The following is a 17,012-nucleotide window of genomic DNA, read 5'->3' as shown; positions in this document are numbered from 1 at the left end:
AGCGATCGATTTGCGTGACCCCAAAAGTGTCAACCATGTCCCCGAACAGGTGTAAGCTATGTCTCCGGGCTAAACACAAGCGAAGCAATCCAGAGTCTCTCTGACGATCCTGGATCGCTTCGTCGCGTTGCTCCTCGCGATGACGGCGAGGGGGGCGGAAACTCCTACCTGATCGGCGGCGCGTACTGGACGCCGCCGGCGTTCCAGAGCTGGTTCATGCCGCGCGGGATCTTCAGCTTGGACTCGCTGCCGACATTGCGCTCATAGACCTCGCCGTAATTGCCGACGTGACGGATCACGCGCGCCGCCCAATCCTTCGTCAGCCCGAGGTCCCCGCCGTAGCTGCCCTCGTTGCCGACCAGCCGCATCACGTCCGGCTTCTTCGACTTCAGCGCCTCGTCGATGTTCTTGGAGGTGACGCCGAGCTCCTCGGCATTGATCATCGCGTACAGCGTCCACTTGACGATCATCATCCAGTCGTCGTCGCGCTGGCGCACCACGGGCGCGAGCGGCTCCTTGGAGATCAGGTCGGGCAGGATGTCGTGATCGCCGGGCTTCGACAGCGTCAGTCGCAGCGCGTAGAGCTGCGAGACGTCGGCGGTGAAGGTGTCGCACTTGCCGCTGTCATACGCCTTGATGACGTCGTCGAGCTTCGAAAACTTCACCTCCTCATACTTCATGTTGTTGGTGCGGAAATAGTCGCCGAGGTTGAGCGCGTTGGTGGTGGAATCCTGCACGCAGACCTTGCTGCCGTTGAGGTCGAGCGCCGTCTCCAGCTTGCGCGACCGCGGCACCATGAAGCCCTGGCCGTCGTAATAGGCGACTGCGGGGAAATACAGGTCGTAGTTCTGCTCGCGCGCCATCGACCAGGTGGTGTTGCGCGAGAGGATGTCGACCTTGCGGCTCTGCAGCTCCTTGAAGCGCTCACTGGCGTCGAGCGGCACGAACTTCGCCTTCTTCGGATCGTCGAAGATCGCGGCGGCCACGGCGCGGCAGAAGTCGACGTCGAAGCCGCTCCAATTGCCCTTGTCATCGGGAATCGAGAAGCCGGGCAGGCCGGCATTGACGCCGCACAGCACCTCGCCGCGGCGGATGGTCCGCTTCAGCGTGCGGGTGTCGTACATCTCATAGGTGACGGCGAGCGCCGCGACGAGGACGGCGACGGCGAGCCCGATCAGCAGGCCGCCTCGGAAAGTGCGCATGGTCAATCTCTTTCAAAAAATGTCAGGACGAAGCGATGGCTGAATGTCGGGCGGCGGGCGCCGCCGTCACAGTTCCGGCTTCTGCCGCACCACGACCTTGGTGCCGACCGGCACGCGGTCGAACAGGTCGGCGACATCGGCATTCACCAGGCGGAAGCAGCCCGAGGAAATCTTGCTGCCGATCGTCCAGGGCTGGTTGGTGCCGTGGATGCGGTACACGGTGGTGCCCAGATACATCGCGCGCGCGCCCAAGGGGTTGCCGGGGCCGCCGGCCATGAAGCGCGGCAGATAGGGCTGGCGCTGGATCATCTCCGGCGGCGGCGTCCAATCCGGCCACTCGGCCTTCTTGGTGATCGACAGCAGCCCCTGCCACTGGAAGCCGTCACGGCCGACGCCGATGCCGTAGCGGATGGCACGTCCGCCCGGCTGCACGAGATAGAGGTGGCGTTCGGCGGTGGACACGATGATGGTGCCCGGCGGCTCGGTGGTGCGGAAATAGACCACCTGCTTGCGCCATTCGGGATCGAGCTCGTAGCCGTCATCGGCGACGAGGCCGGGCTGATCGCCGGGGTCCTCGGACTGGGCAAAACTATGCGATGTGGACAGTGCCAGCGCAATGATGGCGCTGGCCGCACACAGCAGGCGACGGAAACTCGGCATTCAAAGCTCTCCTCGACGGACCCCTGCGAAGCTTGCCCGATCAAATCCACCCGCCAAATTTCAGGAGCATATTCGCAGCAAAGTCAAGGTGAGCGCAGGGCGCACCCGCTGTCATCCGAGCTTCATCCAGAGCCGCAGCAGGAAGGCCACCGCGCCGACGGTCGCCACGCCGGCGAGCCACAGCGCAACGAACCAGGCGAGGCGCTTCGCGAGTGGGGCAGGCTGCTCGGAGGGCATCAATGATAGCCGCTGTCGTGCCCGACCTTGCCGCGAAACACCCAATAGGCCCAGCCGGTGTAGCCGAGGATCAGCGGCACCAGCACCAGCACGCCCGGCAGCATGATCAATTGGCTGCGTTCGGGTGCTGCCGCCTGCCAGATCGTGATGCTCTGCGGCACGACGTAGGGATACATGCTGATGCCGAGGCCGGCGTAGGACAGCAAGAACAGCGCGAGCGCGAGAAAGAACGGCCAGCCATCGCGCTTCTGGGCGAGGTTCTTCATCATCAGCACGGTGACGCCAATGACGGCGAGCGGCACCGGCGCGGTGAGAATGATCGCCGGCCACCTGAACCAGCGGTCCGAATATTGAATGGTGAGCAGCGGCGTCCACAGGCTGACGGCGGCAATGGCGAGCAGCATCGCGAACAGCAGGACCCAGCTGATGCGGTAGGCCTTGTCGCGCAGGTCGCCCTCGGTCTTGAGGATCAGCCAGGTGGCGCCGAGCAGCGCATAGCCGATCACGAGCGAGACGCCGGTGAGCAGGCTGAACGGCGTCAGCCAGTCCCACCAGCCGCCGGCATAGTTACGCCCCTCGACATGCACGCCCTGCAGGATGGCGCCGAGCGCGATGCCCTGCGCCAGTGTCGCGACCCAGGAGCCGCCGGCAAAGGCGATGTCCCACAGATTGCGCTGGGCGCGGGTGCGCCAGCGGAATTCGAAGGCGACGCCGCGGAAGATCAGGCCGACCAGCATCGCGATCAGCGGCGCATACAGCGCGGGCATCAGGATCGCATAAGCGAGCGGGAACGCGGCCATCAGGCCACCGCCGCCGAGCACCAGCCAGGTCTCGTTGCCGTCCCACACCGGCGCCACGGTGTTGGTGATGACGTCGCGGTCCTGCCTGCCGGGAAACAGCGGGAACAGGATGCCCAAGCCGAGATCGAAGCCGTCCATCACGACGTAGATGAACACGGCGAGCGCGATGATGAACGCCCAGAGGGTGGCGAGATCGACGGTGACGCTCATGATCCGACGGCTCCCTGCACGACACCGGCGGCCGGCGTGATGCCGGCGGTGCGGACCGGCTGCTCGCTGCTCGGGCCCGGCTCGCCGGGATGCGGCGGCTCAGCCATCAGGCGCAGGATGTACATCACGCCGGCGGCAAAGATGATGAAATACACGACGATGAAGGCGAGCAGCGACGTGCCGACGGCCGGGGCGGCGAGCGGCGACACGGAATCCGCGGTGCGCAGCAGCCCGTACACCGTGAACGGCTGGCGGCCGGTCTCGGTGGTGATCCAGCCGGCCATGACGGCAATGAACCCCGCCGGTCCCATCGCAATCGCGAAGCGGTGCAGGCCGCGGTTGATGTACAGCCGGCCGCGCCAGCGCTCCCACAGGCTGAACCCGCCGAGCGCCAACATCAGCAGGCCCAGGCCGACCATGATGCGGAACGACCAGAACGTGATCGGCACCGGCGGCCAGTCCTGCCGCGGCACGGTGTCGAGCCCGGCCATCGGAGCGTCGATCTGGTGCTTGAGGATCAGCGAGCCGAACTTGGGGATGCCGAGCGCCCATTTCAGCTCGCCCTTGGCCTGGTCGGGCCAGCCGAACAGGTACAGCGGCGCGCCGTCCTTGTGGCTCTCGAAATGGCCTTCCATGGCCATGATCTTCACCGGCTGGTGCTCGAGCGTGTTGAGCCCATGCTGATCGCCGACCAGGATCTGCAGCGGCGCCACCAGGGCGGCCATCCACATCGCCATCGAGAACATCACGCGCGGGCCCGGCAGGTGCGGATTGCGCAGCAGATGCCAGGCGCCGACGGCGCCGACCACGAGCGAGGTGGTCAGATAGGCCGCGAGCACCATGTGCACGAGGCGATAGGGGAAGGACGGGTTGAAGATGACTGCGAGCCAGTCGACCGAGACGAACTGGCCGTCGGCGTTGACGGCATAGCCGGCCGGCGTCTGCATCCAGGAGTTGGCCGAGAGGATCCAGAATGCCGAGATCAGCGTGCCCACTGCGACCATCAGGGTGGCGAGGAAATGCAGCTTCGGGCCGACGCGCTTCAGGCCGAACAGCATGACGCCGAGGAAGCCGGCCTCGAGGAAGAAGGCGGTCAGCACCTCATAGGCCATCAGCGGGCCGATCACCGGGCCGACCTTGTCGGAATACACCGACCAGTTGGTGCCGAACTGGTAGGACATCACGATGCCGGAGACGACACCCATGGCAAACGCGATGGCGAAGATCTTGAGCCAGTAATTGAAGACGTTGAGATAGACGTCGCGTCCGGTCCACAGCCACAGCGCCTCGAGCACGGCGAGGTAGGACGCGAGCCCGATCGAGAAGGCGGGGAAGATGATGTGGAAGGTGACCGTGAAGGCGAACTGCGCGCGCGCCAGCTCAACCGCATCCAAACCGAACATCAGCACCGTCCGTCATTGCCACGGGGCTTGTAGCATCGCCCCATGACGGAAGATTGCACCGGCAACGCACGATATCAAATGGTCAAATCGCCCTATTGGCGGCGTGAGCGATCCCAAACGACGAAGACCCGGCAGGGGCATCCGCCGGGTCTTCGGAGCAACCTTGGAAGGTGGAGGTAACCTTGAATTTGCTCGCTCCAAACCGAGATCAGCTGGGGGACTGAGGCTCGGCTGATGGATAACGTTCTAGCGGCCGAAATTTTCCAGGTGATTTCGCCGATTGTTTCAATTGTTTCGTTCGGCAATTTTCTCGATGTCGTCGTCACGGGAACCCGCCGGGACCTTGGTCCCGACGAGAATGAAGGTGAATCAGGCGGCGAGGCTGTGCACGCCGGCGCCGCGCAGCAGTTCGGCGAGGTGCTTGCGGGCGTAGAACATGCGGGTCTTCACCGTGCTCTGCGGGATGCCGATGATCTGGCCGACCTCCTCCACGGACTTCTCGTGGTAGTAGATCAGGGTGATGATCTCGCGATGCGCCGGCGACAGCTTGGCGACGCAGGCGCGCAGGATGGCGCTGGTCGTCGAACGCTCGAGCGACGTTTCCGGGGTGTCGGAGTCGTCGGCGATCTCGCGCACCTCGTCCTGGTCGATGTCCTCGAAGCGGCGCTGGCGCAGTGCGGTCAGCGCCTTGAAGCGGGCGATCGAGAGCAGCCAGGTCGACACCTGCGAGCGGCCCTCGAACTGCTTGGCGGTGCGCCAGACGTCCAGGAACACCTGGCTGACGAGGTCCTCGGCGATCGTGGTGTCGCGCACGATGCGCAGGATGAAGCGATAGACCCGCACATTGTGGCGCGCATAAAGCGTGTGCATCGCGGTGCGATCGCCATCGGCAATGCTCTCCAGGAGCATGTCGTCCGTGGTCGCCTGGGCTGCGATGATGCCCTGGCTGGCTGCGGAATTGATGGCAACGACGTTCTGCATGGCACTCTCCCGTTCCGCCGCCCCCTTGCGGCGTTTCGACGGGATGGATTGTTAAGGAGCGCCCGTTTCGGGACGTCTGCACGAAAACAGGAAAATGGTTTCGTGCGCCTGCGGAAATGTTTCGTCGCGCCGCACATCGCGAAACAGTCGTGGCGGAATTGTGCCTTATTCCAATTTGCGGAACGAAATGCGGGCGAACAGGTCGCTACGGCTGCCGCCGGCTGGCCCGCTTCAGGCCTTGTCGCCGGCCGGGGAGAACAGGTAGCCGCCGCCGCGAATGGTCCGGATCACGGCCGGTTTGGTCGGATCGGGCTCGATCTTGCGGCGGATCCGCATGATTCGCAGGTCCACGGCGCGGTCGAAGGCCTCGGCATCGCGGGCATTGGCGAGCTCCAGCAGCCGCTCGCGCGACAGCACCCGCTTCGGGTTGGCGGCGAACACTTTGAGCAGGCCGTACTCGGAAGCCGTCAGCGGATGCTCGTTGCCTTCGTCGTCGCGCAGCGCCTGGGCATCGAGATCCAGCCATTTGGTGCCGAACCGCACCAATTGCGGGTTTTTGGCCTGGGCCGGAGCGGTCTCCGTGACGGCCGCCGCAGCCTTGGCTGGACCGCTGCGTCGCAGCACGGAGCGGATCCGGGCCATCAATTCACGCAATTCGCACGGCTTGGCGACGTAATCGTCGGCCCCGAGCTCGAGCCCGACCACGCGGTCGATCGGGCTGGCGGTGGCCGTCAGCATGATCACGGGGATGTTGGTGCGGCCCTTGAGATCGCGGATGATCGACAGTCCGTCCTCTTCGGGCATGTTGAGGTCGAGCACGACGAGATCGGCCGGGCCGGTTTCGATGGCGCTGCGCAGGCTCTTGCCGCCATCGCACAAGGTCACGGTGAAGCCGTGCATCTTGAGGTAATCACCCACCATTTCGCGGGCGGGCGCCTCGTCGTCGACGATGATGATGTGCTGGCTCTGACTCATGACAATTCGGCCGCCGGCAGTGTGATGGTGAAGGTCGATCCGGATCCCGGCCCTTCGCTCCTGGCCGTCACCTCGCCACCATGCATGTCGACGATGCGTTTGACAATCGACAGGCCGAGCCCGGTCGAGCTCTCGCCCGCGGTCGGTTTGGCCGACAGCCGCTGGAACCGGCCGAACAGCCGGCCGAGATCCTCCGGCGAGAGGCCAGCGCCCTGGTCGGTGATGCCGATGATGGTGTTGTCGCCATCGTCCGAGGCATTCACGATGATCCTGCCGCCGATCGGGCTGTACTTGATGGCGTTGCTCAAGAGATTGTCGATCGCTTCGCGGATCCGGTCGATGTCGCACATCGTCGACAGCAGCGTCGGCGCCGAGACCTCGATGACCTGTTGCTTGTTGAGGGCGAGCGGCTGGTTGGCCTCGACCACCTCGTGGATCAGGGCTGTGATGTCGACCGGCTCGCGGCGGATGGTGATGTCGAAGGCGTCGGCCATCGCATCCGAGATCAGATGGTCGACCATCGAGGTCAGCCGCTTGGCGGCATCACGGATATGTCCGACCTGGCTGGTGATGCCCTCGGCGGATGCACCGGTTGCGATCAACTCGGTCAGCATTTCCGTGCGGCCGAGAATGACGCCCAGCGGATTCTTCAGGTCATGGGCGACGGTGCCGAGAATCTCGTTCTTGAAGCCGTTGGCGCGCTGCAGCCGCAGCCATTGCGCCGACAGCCGCCGGTTGGCCTGCATCAGCGCGCGGGTGCGCTGGGCGACGCGGTCCTCGAGCTGGGTGTTGGCCTCATGCAGCTGCTGATAGAGGATCACGTTGTCGAAGGCGATCGACAGCCGGCTGGAGAAGATCTCGACCAGCGAGCGGTCGGTCTCGGACAGCGGCCGCTCCGCCTGCAGCAGCACCACGACCTCGCGCCCCGAGCCGGTGCGGACATAGAGCACGGTGCGATGGTCGGCGAATTCGTTGCTGCGCTGCCTGAAGGCGGCCTCGACCATGTCGCGCAGGTCGGGATCGAGCGAGCGCGAGGTGACGGCGCCGGAGAAGCGGCTGTAGCAGCCGGAGCCGGCCAGCACCGAGAAATCCTCGGTCTGGCTGCCGTCGTCGCGCAGCACCAGGATCCCGGCGCAATCGACGTTGAGCAGCGACGCGATCTGGGTCAGCACGCCCTCGGCCAGCCGCTGCATCGACTTGAAATCATACAGCGTCGAGGCGGCGTCGATGATGATCTCCAGGCCGCGCCTTGTCTGCACCATGCGCTCGAGCTGCTGGTAGCTGCGCAGCGCTGCCGTCAGCGAGGTGAACAGCTTGTCGGCGGTGAGCTCGGTCTTGGCCTTGTAGTCGTTGATGTCGTACTGGACGATGACGCGCCGCTCCGGCGCCTGGCCGGGCTGTCCGGTCCGCAGGATGATGCGGACGGTCTCGTTCTTGATCTCGTTGCGGATGTATTCGACGAGCTCGAGCCCGGCGACGTCGGTCTCCATGATGACGTCGAGCAGCACCGCTGCGACGTCGGTGTGCTCCCGCATCAGGGCGCGGCCCTCGGCCGCCGAATAGGCGGAGAGGATTTCCAGCCCCTGGCCGTTCAGGCTGTAGTCCGACAGCGCAAAGCGGGTGCCTTCGTGCACGGCATGGTCGTCGTCGATGACGGCGATCTTCCATTTCCGGGCCGAACGGTCGTCCTCGTCGAAACCGGTATCCTCGATCAGTTGGAGGACATCGTCCTGTTCGGCCATTGCGTCGTTCCGTCACCCATTGCTGTCTCGGCGCCGCCCTTGGCGACCCGCGGCATGATAATCCGAAAGGTGGTGCCTTGTCCCTCGCGGGATTCCAGCATCATGCGGCCGCCAAGCTGCTGCGTCACCAGATTGTAGACGATATGCAGCCCGAGCCCCGTTCCCCCTTCGTTGCGGCGTGTCGTGAAGAACGGATCGAAGGCCTGGCGCTGCACGTCGGGGGTCATGCCGGCCCCGTTATCGGCGAAAATGATCTCGATGTCATCCGCGCCGCGCGGCCGCGCCGTGATCGAGATGGTGCCCGCGCGGCCGTCGGCAAAGGCATGGTTGACGGCGTTGAGGAACAGGTTGGTGAGAATCTGACCGTAGAACCCGGGATAGCCGTCGATGAAGAGCCCTTCGGGGACGTCGACCGCCAGCGTGATCGGCGCGCGCTTGAGCACCGGCTTGAGGCTGGTGATGATCTGATCGGTCGCCTCGCTCAGGACGAAGGTCCGTCGCTCCGCATGGGAGCGGTCGACCGCGACCTGCTTGAACGACTGGATCAACTCGCCGGCGCGCTGCAGATTGGCCACCAGCTGCTCGGACGCATCGCGCGAGGTGCGCACGAACTCCTCCAGCTGCGACCGGCGCAGGCCGCCTTCGGGCGACCGCAGCGCCGCCTCGAACATCTCGACCCGGCGCGCGAAGCTGGAGGCCACCGTCAGACTGATGCCGATCGGATTGTTCACCTCGTGGGCGACGCCGGCGACGAGCCCGCCCAGCGCCGCCAGCCGCTCGGCATCGATCAGGTTGCGCTGTGCGGCGCTGAGTTCGAGCAGCGCGCTCTCGGCCTCTTCCTTCGCGGCGCGGAGCTCGTCCTCGGTCTTGCGCTTGGCGATCGCGTTCTCGCGGAAGGTCTCGACGGCGCGGGCCATCGCGCCGACCTCGTCGCGCGCCTCGGTGCCTTGGACCTCGCGGTCGTAGTCGCCCAGCATGATCGCGCGCATCGAGGCCATGATCTGCTGCAGCGGCAGCCGGATCGACAAGGCGATCAGCACGCCGGCGGACAGGATGACTCCCAGGAAGATCACCGCGATCGAGAGGACGCGGCGGGAGATGTCCTTCAACGTCCGATCGAACGTCGCCTGCGCCTTCTGCTCGTGCTGGCGCATCTTCACCGACAGGCCGTCGATGGCGCCGATGGTCTCGGCCTGGCTCGCATCGATGGTGTTGCGCAGCAGCTCGGTGCGGTTGGTGAGCTGATCGGTGAGCTTGGAGAATCCCGCGCGCAGCGCCGCGGTCCGGGCCGACAGCCGCTGCAGCGCCAGGCGCTGCAGATCATTGTCCGCAAGGCTCGACATCACCGGAATGGTCTTCTCGATCGTCTCCGTGTTGCGGCGCGCGTCGTCGGCGGAGGCGGGCGCGAGCGACAGATAGTAGGAATTGGCCGCGACCAGCATGGCGGTGAACGCCTCGCGCGATTTGCCGAGCGAGGGCCAGATCTGCGCGTCGCGATGGCCGGTCGCACCTTCGATCACCGAATACAGCCCGGCGATGTCGCGGGCTGGGCCGAGGACCTCGTCCTCATAGGTCTTGGAGATGGTCGCCTGCAGGCTGCGCAGCTCGCCGAAGCCGTCCAGAAAGCGCACGGTGACGCGCTCCAGCTCCTCGACCGACCCCGACAGCATCGGGTCGGTCGAGGCGCGCGTCGTCAGCGTCCCGAGCACGGCCTCGCGCAGCAGCAGGATCTCGGCGAACAGCTCCGGGCTCGGCTGATTGATGTAGCGATGGATGAGGTTATGCAGCCGGCTGGTCTCGCTTTCGAGCAGGGCCAGGACCTTGTCGGATTCGCGGACCTGGCGGACGTCGTCCCAGGCCGTGCCGAGCACCGTCGCGCCATTCCAGATCAGCGCCGCCAGAACGATGACGACCGCCGAGTTCAGCGCGGCGATCGAGAGGATGCGCCAGCGGATCGGAACCGCCCGCAGCGCGCGCACGATTCGTGCCCGCCCCAGGACCGCCAGGCTGAGCGGCCGCGCGACGGATTTCCGCTGCTCGGATCGCGCCACGATCGCTACCTCGGACCGGGCTTACGGAACCGGCCTGCGCGCGATCCGCCGCGGGCACCCGGATTTGTATGCTGCGGCGCATTTAACCGCGCCGCGGAGTACGGGAGGCGTAAAAGGGACGAGCGGTACCGCGCGCCCGCCTCAGCGCGCATCAGCACCGGCGTGACGTCCACTCTCGAGATCGACGAAAGATGGGCGCGGTACACAGGCAACACTTTCCCCTTGATGATGAGGTCGGCCCGGATGTGAAAAGGTTCAATGCTCTCCCGAACAGGTGCTATAAGTCCATTCTGACGTCAAAGCGATACGCGTCAATGGTTTGTTGATAGTTTGTTGCAGCTCTGGGTTGCTGGGCCCCATTTTCGGTCCGATTGCGATCTCAGCCCAGGCAGATTCATCCATGGAATTGGAGTTGGCTCCCGGTGACGGTCCTCTGGCGTTCTGTTTCGTCTGCAATCCTGCTCTGGACGGTTGTTTGTGCAAGCACGGCCCAGGCCGCGACCGAGGTCGTGTGGTGGCATGCGATGTCGGGCGAGCTCGGCAGGCAGGTCGACAGGCTGGCCGCCGACTTCAATGCTTCGCAGTCCGACTATCGCATCGTGCCGAGCTACAAGGGCAGCTATACGGAGACCGTGACGGCGGCCATCTTCGCGTTCCGCTCGCGCAGCCAGCCGGCCATCGTGCAAGTCAACGAGATCGCGACCGCGACGATGACGGCGGCCAAGGGCGCGATCTACCCGGTCTACGAGCTGATGCGCGACGAGCAGGAGAGCTTTTCGCCGTCGGCCTATCTGCCCGCCATCGCCGGCACCTATGCCGACGCCGACGGCAACATGCTGTCGTTTCCGTTCAACGCCTCCACGCCCATCCTCTACTACAACAAGGATCAGTTTCGCGCGGCCGGGCTCGATCCGGGCGCGGCGCCAAAGACCTGGCCCGAGCTCGGCAAGGCCGCCCGGCGGCTGCGCGACAATGGCGTTGCCTGCGGCTTCACGACGTCGTGGCCGGCCTGGATCAACGTGGAGAATTTCTCCGCCTTCCACAATCTGCCGATCGCCACGCGGGCCAACGGCTTTGCCGGACTGGACGCGGTGCTGACGTTCAACAATCCGCAGGTGATTCGGCACATTGCCCAGCTCGCGGAATGGCAGAAGAGCAAGGTCTTCGACTATGGCGGCCGCGGTCAGGCCGCCGAGCCGCGTTTCCAGAAGGGCGAGTGCGGCATCTTCATCGGCTCTTCGGCGACGCGCGCCGACATCAAGGCGAACTCGAAGTTCGAGGTCGGCTACGGCATGATGCCGTACTGGCCCGATATTGCGGGCGCGCCGCAGAATTCGATCATCGGCGGCGCGACGCTGTGGGTGCTCCGCGACCGTCCGGCGGCCGAGTATAAGGGCGTGGCCAAGTTCTTCGCCTATCTGTCGCGGCCCGATGTTCAGGCCGCCTGGCACCAGAATACGGGCTATCTGCCGATCACGCGGGCGGCCTTCGATCTGACACGCGCGCAGGGCTTCTACGACCGCAATCCAGGCGCGGCGATCTCGATCGAGCAGGTGACGCTCAATCCGCCCACGGAAAATTCGCGCGGCCTGCGGCTCGGCTCATTCGTGCTGATCCGTGATTCCATCGAGGACGAGATGGAGCAGGCCTTCAGCGGCCGCAAACCGGCGCAGGCGGCGCTCGATGCCGCCGTCGAGCGCGGCAACCGTCTGCTGCGGCAGTTCGAGCGCGCGAGCCCGGATCGCTGATGACGGCGTTGCACGTGTGAGCGACTGATGGGCCGATTGCCGGACATCACTGCGGGCGCCGAGCTGCGCGGCCTTCGCGCTGATGTCGCAGCATGGCTGCCGGTGGCCCGCGATATCGTCCGCCGTCACGGTTGCGAGCATCCGGGCCTCACTCCCTTTGCAGCCGGCACCAACCTCGTCGCGGGAATCGGCGGCGAGCTGATCCTGAAACTGTTTCCTCCGTTCCATCGGCGCCAGTTTCTGTCCGAGCGGAGTACGCTGCGCGTGCTCGCCGGACGCTTGAAGCAGGTCGCCACGCCCGAGTTGCTGCACGAAGGCGACCGCGACGGCTGGACCTATCTGATCATGACGCGGCTCGACGGCATTCCGGCCGCTGAGGTCTGGCCCGGGCTCGACGAGCGCGGGAAGCAATCCTTGCTGAGAGACGTCGGAGAGCTGATTGCGGAGGTGCAGCTTGTGCCCCCTGGCGAACTGCTCGCGATCGGCCCGCGCTGGTCCGACTTCCTGCAAGGGCAGTTCGCAGGCTGCCGCGCCCGCCATCAGCGGCTCGGTCTGCCCGAGGCGCTGCTGGCTGGCCTGGATGATCTCCTGCGCGACGCCGCCGCGCTGCTGCCTCCGGACCCACGGCCCGTCATCCTGACCGGCGAATACATTCCGGAGAACTTTCTCGTCTCTCGCCATGGTGACGACTGGCGCATCAGCGGTCTGTTCGATTTCGGCGACGTCATGGCCGGCTTCGGTGAATACGACCTGCTCGGGCCGAGCGCCTTCATGGCCGCGGGCCATCCGGACCGCGCGCGCGCGCTGTTCGCGGGATACGGATTTGCGCCGGCCGACGTCACCTGGCAGCTGAAGCGGCGGCTGCTGGTCTTGATGCTGCTGCATCAGGCCAGCGATCCTGTCCGGCACATCTGCATTCCCGATTGGCCCAGCAGGGTCCGCAACTTCGATCAGTTGCAGGCCCTGATCTGGCCGGACTGATGTTCCGGTGTCCCGCCTGCGTAAATCGGTCGCATGGCATATTGAGAGACTATAATTTGTGCAAATTCGCACTTATGTATGCAATTCTGCATGGAGGTGACGCGACGTTTGAGGTCGTGAGACCCGCAATTTCAACGGCTTAGTCGATCGTGAGGCTTGGCACGAAGCTTGCGATCATCGTTCCCGCCGGTCGTATTCTGGTGGGAGCATTTGATGAAGCGTCGCGATTTTCTGAAATCCGTGTCCGGTCTGGCTGCGGGAGCCGCGCTGCCAATGGCGCCGGCGATCATGTCGTCCGCCAAGGCCGATGCGCGGTCCGAGACGCTGCTGATCGTGTCCGAAGGCGGTCCCAACAACCTCGACATCCACGGCGTCGGCACCAACGTGCCCGGCTATGAGGTCTCGTGGAATTGCTACGACCGCCTGATCAGCCACGAGATGAAGAGCGGCCCGGGCGGCGTGCCGTATTACGACCGCGACAAGTTCAAGCCCGAGCTGGCCGAGGACATGACCATCGGCGACATGTCCGCCACCTTCAAGCTCCGCAAGAACGCCAAATTCCACGACGGCACGCCGGTCACCGCCAAGGACGTGAAGTGGTCGCTCGATCGCGCCGTCAGCGTCGGCGGCTTTCCGACTTTCCAGATGAGCGCGGGCTCGCTGACCAAGCCGGAGCAGTTCGTCATCGTCGACGACCACACGGTGCGGGTCGATTTCCTGAAGAAGGATCGGCTGACGATCCCAGATCTCGCCGTCATCGTGCCCTGCGTCGTGAACTCCGAACTGGTGAAGAAGAACGCCACCGACAAGGATCCGTGGGGACTCGAATACACCAAGCAGCAGACCGCGGGCTCCGGCGCCTACAGGGTGACGAAGTGGACCGCCGGTACCGAAGTGATCATGGAGCGCAACGACGACTGGGTGTGCGGTCCGTTGCCCAAGATCAAGCGCGTGATCTGGCGCATGGTGCCGCAGGCCGGCAACCGGCGCGCGCTGCTCGAGCGCGGGGATGCCGACATCTCCTATGAGCTGCCGAACAAGGACTTCCAGGAGATGAAGTCGAACGGCAAGCACACCGTGATCTCATTGCCGATCTCCAACGGTATCCAATATATCGGCATGAACGTGACCAAGCCGCCGTTCGATAATCCCAAGGTTCGGCAGGCGCTCGCCTATGCAATGCCCTATCAGAAGATCATCGATGCCGTGATGTTCGGCCTGGCCAATCCGATGTTCGGTGCGCCAGCCGACAAGGCGACCGAGGTGGCGTGGCCGCAGCCGACCAAGTACTTCACCGACATGGAGAAGGCCAAGGCGTTGCTGGCGGAAGCCGGCTACGCCAACGGCTTCGAAACCACGATCTCCTTCGACCTCAATTTCGCGCAGGTCAATGAGCCCTTGTGCGTGCTCGTGCAGGAGAGCCTCGCCCAGCTCGGCATCAAGACCACGATCAACAAGGTGCCGGGCGCCAACTGGCGCACCGAGCTGAACAAGAAGGAGATGCCGCTCTTCACCAACATCTTCTCGGGCTGGCTCGATTACCCCGAGTATTTCTTCTACTGGTGCTATCACGGCAACAATTCCGTGTTCAACACGATGAGCTACAAGTCGCCGGTGATGGACAAGTTCATCGACGGCGCGCGTGACGCCGCCGCGGCCGGGGACAAGGCGACGTATGATGCCGATGTGAAGGGCTTCGTCGACCTCGCCTTCGCCGAGGTGCCGCGCATCCCGCTGTATCAGCCGTTCGTCAACGTCGCGATGCAGAAGAACATCTCCGGCTATCAGTACTGGTTCCACCGCCGGCTGGATTATCGCGCGCTGGTGAAGGGATGAGCTGCGTGAGCTGCCTTGGTTATGTGAGCCGAGCTCTCTCACTCCCTTCCCCCTTGTGGGGGAGGGGCGGGGAGGGGGGTAGCCCCACCCACCGCCGCCGCGGCTCACCCCCCACCCCAGCCCTCCCCCACAAGGGGGGAGGGAGCAGACTGCGTATTGCCGTGGGAGCGGTGGAAAATCCGGCGAGGCCTTGGCCATGCTGATGCTCATCGCCAAGCGCCTCGCGTTCGCGATCCCCTCGCTGATCGGCGTCGTGATCGTTACCTTCCTGCTCACCCGCGCCTTGCCCGGCGATCCCGCCGCGTACTTTGCCGGACCTGCCGCTACCAAGGAGGCGGTGGAGCAGATCCGCAAGAAGCTCGGCTTCGACAAGCCGCTGATCGAGCAGTTCTTCCGCTACACCGTCGATCTCGCCCATGGCGACCTCGGTAGTTCGCTGACCACGGGCCAGCCGGTCGCCACTGAGATCCGCAACCGCCTGCCGGCTTCGGCCGAGCTGACTTTGCTCGGCCTGTTGGTGTCGGTCGCGATCGCACTGCCGCTCGGCGTGCTCGCGGCGACGCGGCCGGGGTCGTGGATCGACCATACCTGCCGTATTGTCACGACCGCGGGCGTCTCGCTGCCGGTGTTCTTCACCGGTCTGGTGCTGGTGTATGTGTTCTATTTCCGGCTCGGCTGGTCGCCGGCGCCGCTCGGCCGGCTCGACGTGTTTTATAGCGCGCCGGATCCCGTGACCGGCTTCTACCTCATCGATACGCTGATCGCGCGTGACGGTGAGGCGTTCCGCTCGGCGCTGAGCCAGTTGATTCTGCCCGCCGCGTCGCTGGCGATCTTCTCGCTGGCGCCGATCGCGCGCATGACGCGCGCCTCGATGCTCTCGGTTCTGTCGTCGGAATTCGTGCGCACGGCGCGCGCCTCGGGGCTGTCGCCCTCGACCGTCACCGTGACCTACGCGTTCCGCAACGCCATGCTTCCGGTCATCACCACGCTGTCGATGGTGTTCTCCTTCCTGCTCGGCGCCAACGTACTCGTGGAGAAGGTGTTCGCCTGGCCCGGCATCGGCTCCTACGCGGTCGAGGCGCTGATCGCCTCCGACTTCGCGCCGGTGCAGGGTTTCGTATTGACGATGGCCGTGATGTACGTCGTCCTGAACCTCGTCATCGACATTCTCTATGGCGTCATCGATCCCCGTGTGAGGCTGGAAGGATGAGCACCGTCGCGCCGACCCTCGAGCCCGCTGTCTCCGCCCGCACCTCCGGTCTCATGGCCCTGATCGGGCACACGCGCTATGTGCTGGCCGAGAACAAGGTCACGGGCTTCGCCTTCGGGCTTCTGGTCGTGATCCTGTTTGCTGCGATCTTCGGCCCGTGGATCGTGCCGTATGATCCGTTGGCCAGCGACACGGCGTCGGCGCTGAAGCCGCCATCGGCGGCGCATTGGTTCGGCACCGATCAGCTCGGCCGCGACATCTTCAGCCGCGTCGTGGTCGCGACCCGGCTCGACACCTTCATCGCGGTCGCATCAGTGGCGCTGGTGTTCTTCATGGGCGGACTTGCCGGCGTCGCCGCCGGCTTCTTCGGCGGCTGGACCGATCGCATCGTCGGCCGGATCGCCGATACCATCATGGCATTCCCGCTGTTCGTGCTGGCGATGGGCATCGTCGCCGCGCTCGGCAACACCGTGCAGAACATCATCATCGCCACCGCGATCGTGAACTTCCCGCTCTATGCGCGCGTCGCTCGGGCCGAGGCCAATGTCCGCCGCAACGCCGGCTTCGTGCAGGCGGCGCGGCTGTCGGGCAACAGCGAGATGCGCATCCTGCTCGGCCACATCCTGCCGAACATCATGCCGATCATGATCGTGCAGATGTCGCTGACCATGGGCTACGCCATCCTCAATGCCGCCGGCCTGTCCTTCATCGGCCTTGGTGTGCGGCCGCCGACGGCGGAATGGGGCATCATGGTTGCCGAGGGCGCCTCCTTCATGGTGTCGGGCGAATGGTGGATCGCGCTGTTTCCGGGCCTTGCGCTGATGATCGCGGTGTTCTGCTTCAATCTGCTCGGCGATGGCCTGCGCGACATCGTCGATCCGCAGCGCAGGACGTAATGGGATGAGGGTGTCCCAACAAAACTCCGTCACTGCCGGGATTGACCCGGCAATCCATCCCCTCAAGCGAGACTTCGTCG

The 17,012-nt window shown here is 65.0% G+C and carries 14 protein-coding genes; 5 read left to right on the top strand and 9 right to left on the bottom strand.

Translation table 11 applies throughout. The features are described from left to right. Positions 1 to 164 precede the first annotated feature (164 nt). The 9 genes from ACQR1X_RS32125 to ACQR1X_RS32085 all read right to left on the bottom strand — a co-directional run bounded on the left by ACQR1X_RS32125 (position 165) and on the right by ACQR1X_RS32085 (position 10,165). The gene (locus ACQR1X_RS32125) at positions 165 to 1,202 is read right to left on the bottom strand and encodes an amino acid ABC transporter substrate-binding protein (protein ID WP_434900327.1); all 1,038 of its coding nucleotides are present in this window, start codon (positions 1,200 to 1,202) and stop codon (positions 165 to 167) included. A gap of 66 nt (positions 1,203 to 1,268) precedes the next feature. Continuing rightward, positions 1,269 to 1,862, bottom strand: coding sequence for a L,D-transpeptidase (locus ACQR1X_RS32120; RefSeq protein ID WP_315717095.1), 594 nt, complete (start codon positions 1,860 to 1,862; stop codon positions 1,269 to 1,271). A 111-nt stretch (positions 1,863 to 1,973) separates the two neighbouring features. Continuing rightward, positions 1,974 to 2,099 (bottom strand): DUF2474 family protein, encoded by a 126-nt coding sequence (locus ACQR1X_RS32115; protein ID WP_315801641.1) that lies wholly within the window; start codon positions 2,097 to 2,099, stop codon positions 1,974 to 1,976. Then, positions 2,099 to 3,109, bottom strand: coding sequence for a cytochrome d ubiquinol oxidase subunit II (gene cydB, locus ACQR1X_RS32110; protein ID WP_434891645.1), 1,011 nt, complete (start codon positions 3,107 to 3,109; stop codon positions 2,099 to 2,101). Before cydB ends, ACQR1X_RS32115 begins: the two co-directional genes overlap by 1 nt. After that, positions 3,106 to 4,512, bottom strand: a complete 1,407-nt coding sequence (locus ACQR1X_RS32105; RefSeq protein WP_315801639.1) for a cytochrome ubiquinol oxidase subunit I — start codon at positions 4,510 to 4,512, stop codon at positions 3,106 to 3,108. Before ACQR1X_RS32105 ends, cydB begins: the two co-directional genes overlap by 4 nt. 369 nt (positions 4,513 to 4,881) lie before the next feature. Continuing rightward, positions 4,882 to 5,493 carry a sigma-70 family RNA polymerase sigma factor gene (locus tag ACQR1X_RS32100; RefSeq protein ID WP_315801638.1) on the bottom strand — a complete coding sequence of 204 codons (612 nt, stop codon included), beginning with the start codon at positions 5,491 to 5,493 and terminating at the stop codon, positions 4,882 to 4,884. Positions 5,494 to 5,724: 231 nt separating this feature from the next. Then, on the bottom strand, positions 5,725 to 6,468 hold the full coding sequence (locus tag ACQR1X_RS32095) for a response regulator (RefSeq protein WP_315801637.1): 744 nt from the start codon (positions 6,466 to 6,468) through the stop codon (positions 5,725 to 5,727). Beyond that, on the bottom strand, positions 6,465 to 8,210 hold the full coding sequence (locus tag ACQR1X_RS32090) for an ATP-binding response regulator (RefSeq protein ID WP_316182052.1): 1,746 nt from the start codon (positions 8,208 to 8,210) through the stop codon (positions 6,465 to 6,467). Before ACQR1X_RS32090 ends, ACQR1X_RS32095 begins: the two co-directional genes overlap by 4 nt. Further along, a complete protein-coding gene (locus ACQR1X_RS32085; RefSeq protein ID WP_434900328.1) occupies positions 8,180 to 10,165 on the bottom strand; it encodes an ATP-binding protein in 1,986 nt (661 codons plus the stop codon). The genes ACQR1X_RS32090 and ACQR1X_RS32085 overlap by 31 nt, the downstream gene beginning before the upstream one ends. A gap of 518 nt (positions 10,166 to 10,683) precedes the next feature. Here ACQR1X_RS32085 and ugpB point away from each other — a divergent pair. From ugpB to ACQR1X_RS32060, 5 genes are all read left to right on the top strand, one after another. Beyond that, complete coding sequence (gene ugpB / locus ACQR1X_RS32080) at positions 10,684 to 12,009, top strand: sn-glycerol-3-phosphate ABC transporter substrate-binding protein UgpB (RefSeq protein ID WP_434900326.1); 1,326 nt, start codon at positions 10,684 to 10,686, stop codon at positions 12,007 to 12,009. Between the two features lie 27 nt (positions 12,010 to 12,036). After that, positions 12,037 to 12,990, top strand: coding sequence for an aminoglycoside phosphotransferase family protein (locus ACQR1X_RS32075; RefSeq protein WP_434900325.1), 954 nt, complete (start codon positions 12,037 to 12,039; stop codon positions 12,988 to 12,990). A 213-nt stretch (positions 12,991 to 13,203) separates the two neighbouring features. Then, positions 13,204 to 14,826, top strand: coding sequence for an ABC transporter substrate-binding protein (locus ACQR1X_RS32070; RefSeq protein ID WP_434900324.1), 1,623 nt, complete (start codon positions 13,204 to 13,206; stop codon positions 14,824 to 14,826). A gap of 196 nt (positions 14,827 to 15,022) precedes the next feature. Beyond that, positions 15,023 to 16,036, top strand: a complete 1,014-nt coding sequence (locus tag ACQR1X_RS32065; RefSeq protein WP_434900323.1) for an ABC transporter permease — start codon at positions 15,023 to 15,025, stop codon at positions 16,034 to 16,036. After that, on the top strand, positions 16,033 to 16,932 hold the full coding sequence (locus ACQR1X_RS32060; protein WP_315801631.1) for an ABC transporter permease: 900 nt from the start codon (positions 16,033 to 16,035) through the stop codon (positions 16,930 to 16,932). The genes ACQR1X_RS32065 and ACQR1X_RS32060 overlap by 4 nt, the downstream gene beginning before the upstream one ends. Positions 16,933 to 17,012: the final 80 nt, after the last annotated feature.

Source organism: Bradyrhizobium sp. HKCCYLRH3073, assembly GCF_051167995.1.
Lineage (GTDB): Bacteria > Pseudomonadota > Alphaproteobacteria > Rhizobiales > Xanthobacteraceae > Bradyrhizobium.
The sequence above is the reverse complement of the archived record's forward strand: the minus strand, read 5'-3'. Positions and strand labels throughout refer to the sequence as shown.

Coding starts and splice junctions, on each gene's coding strand:
- ACQR1X_RS32125 (WP_434900327.1), bottom strand. CDS start 1,202: ATGCGCACTTTCCGAGGCGGCCTGCTGATCGGGCTCGCCGTCGCCGTC.
- ACQR1X_RS32120 (WP_315717095.1), bottom strand. CDS start 1,862: ATGCCGAGTTTCCGTCGCCTGCTGTGTGCGGCCAGCGCCATCATTGCG.
- ACQR1X_RS32115 (WP_315801641.1), bottom strand. CDS start 2,099: ATGCCCTCCGAGCAGCCTGCCCCACTCGCGAAGCGCCTCGCCTGGTTC.
- cydB (WP_434891645.1), bottom strand. CDS start 3,109: ATGAGCGTCACCGTCGATCTCGCCACCCTCTGGGCGTTCATCATCGCG.
- ACQR1X_RS32105 (WP_315801639.1), bottom strand. CDS start 4,512: ATGTTCGGTTTGGATGCGGTTGAGCTGGCGCGCGCGCAGTTCGCCTTC.
- ACQR1X_RS32100 (WP_315801638.1), bottom strand. CDS start 5,493: ATGCAGAACGTCGTTGCCATCAATTCCGCAGCCAGCCAGGGCATCATC.
- ACQR1X_RS32095 (WP_315801637.1), bottom strand. CDS start 6,468: ATGAGTCAGAGCCAGCACATCATCATCGTCGACGACGAGGCGCCCGCC.
- ACQR1X_RS32090 (WP_316182052.1), bottom strand. CDS start 8,210: ATGGCCGAACAGGACGATGTCCTCCAACTGATCGAGGATACCGGTTTC.
- ACQR1X_RS32075 (WP_434900325.1), top strand. CDS start 12,037: ATGGGCCGATTGCCGGACATCACTGCGGGCGCCGAGCTGCGCGGCCTT.
- ACQR1X_RS32070 (WP_434900324.1), top strand. CDS start 13,204: ATGAAGCGTCGCGATTTTCTGAAATCCGTGTCCGGTCTGGCTGCGGGA.
- ACQR1X_RS32065 (WP_434900323.1), top strand. CDS start 15,023: ATGCTGATGCTCATCGCCAAGCGCCTCGCGTTCGCGATCCCCTCGCTG.
- ACQR1X_RS32060 (WP_315801631.1), top strand. CDS start 16,033: ATGAGCACCGTCGCGCCGACCCTCGAGCCCGCTGTCTCCGCCCGCACC.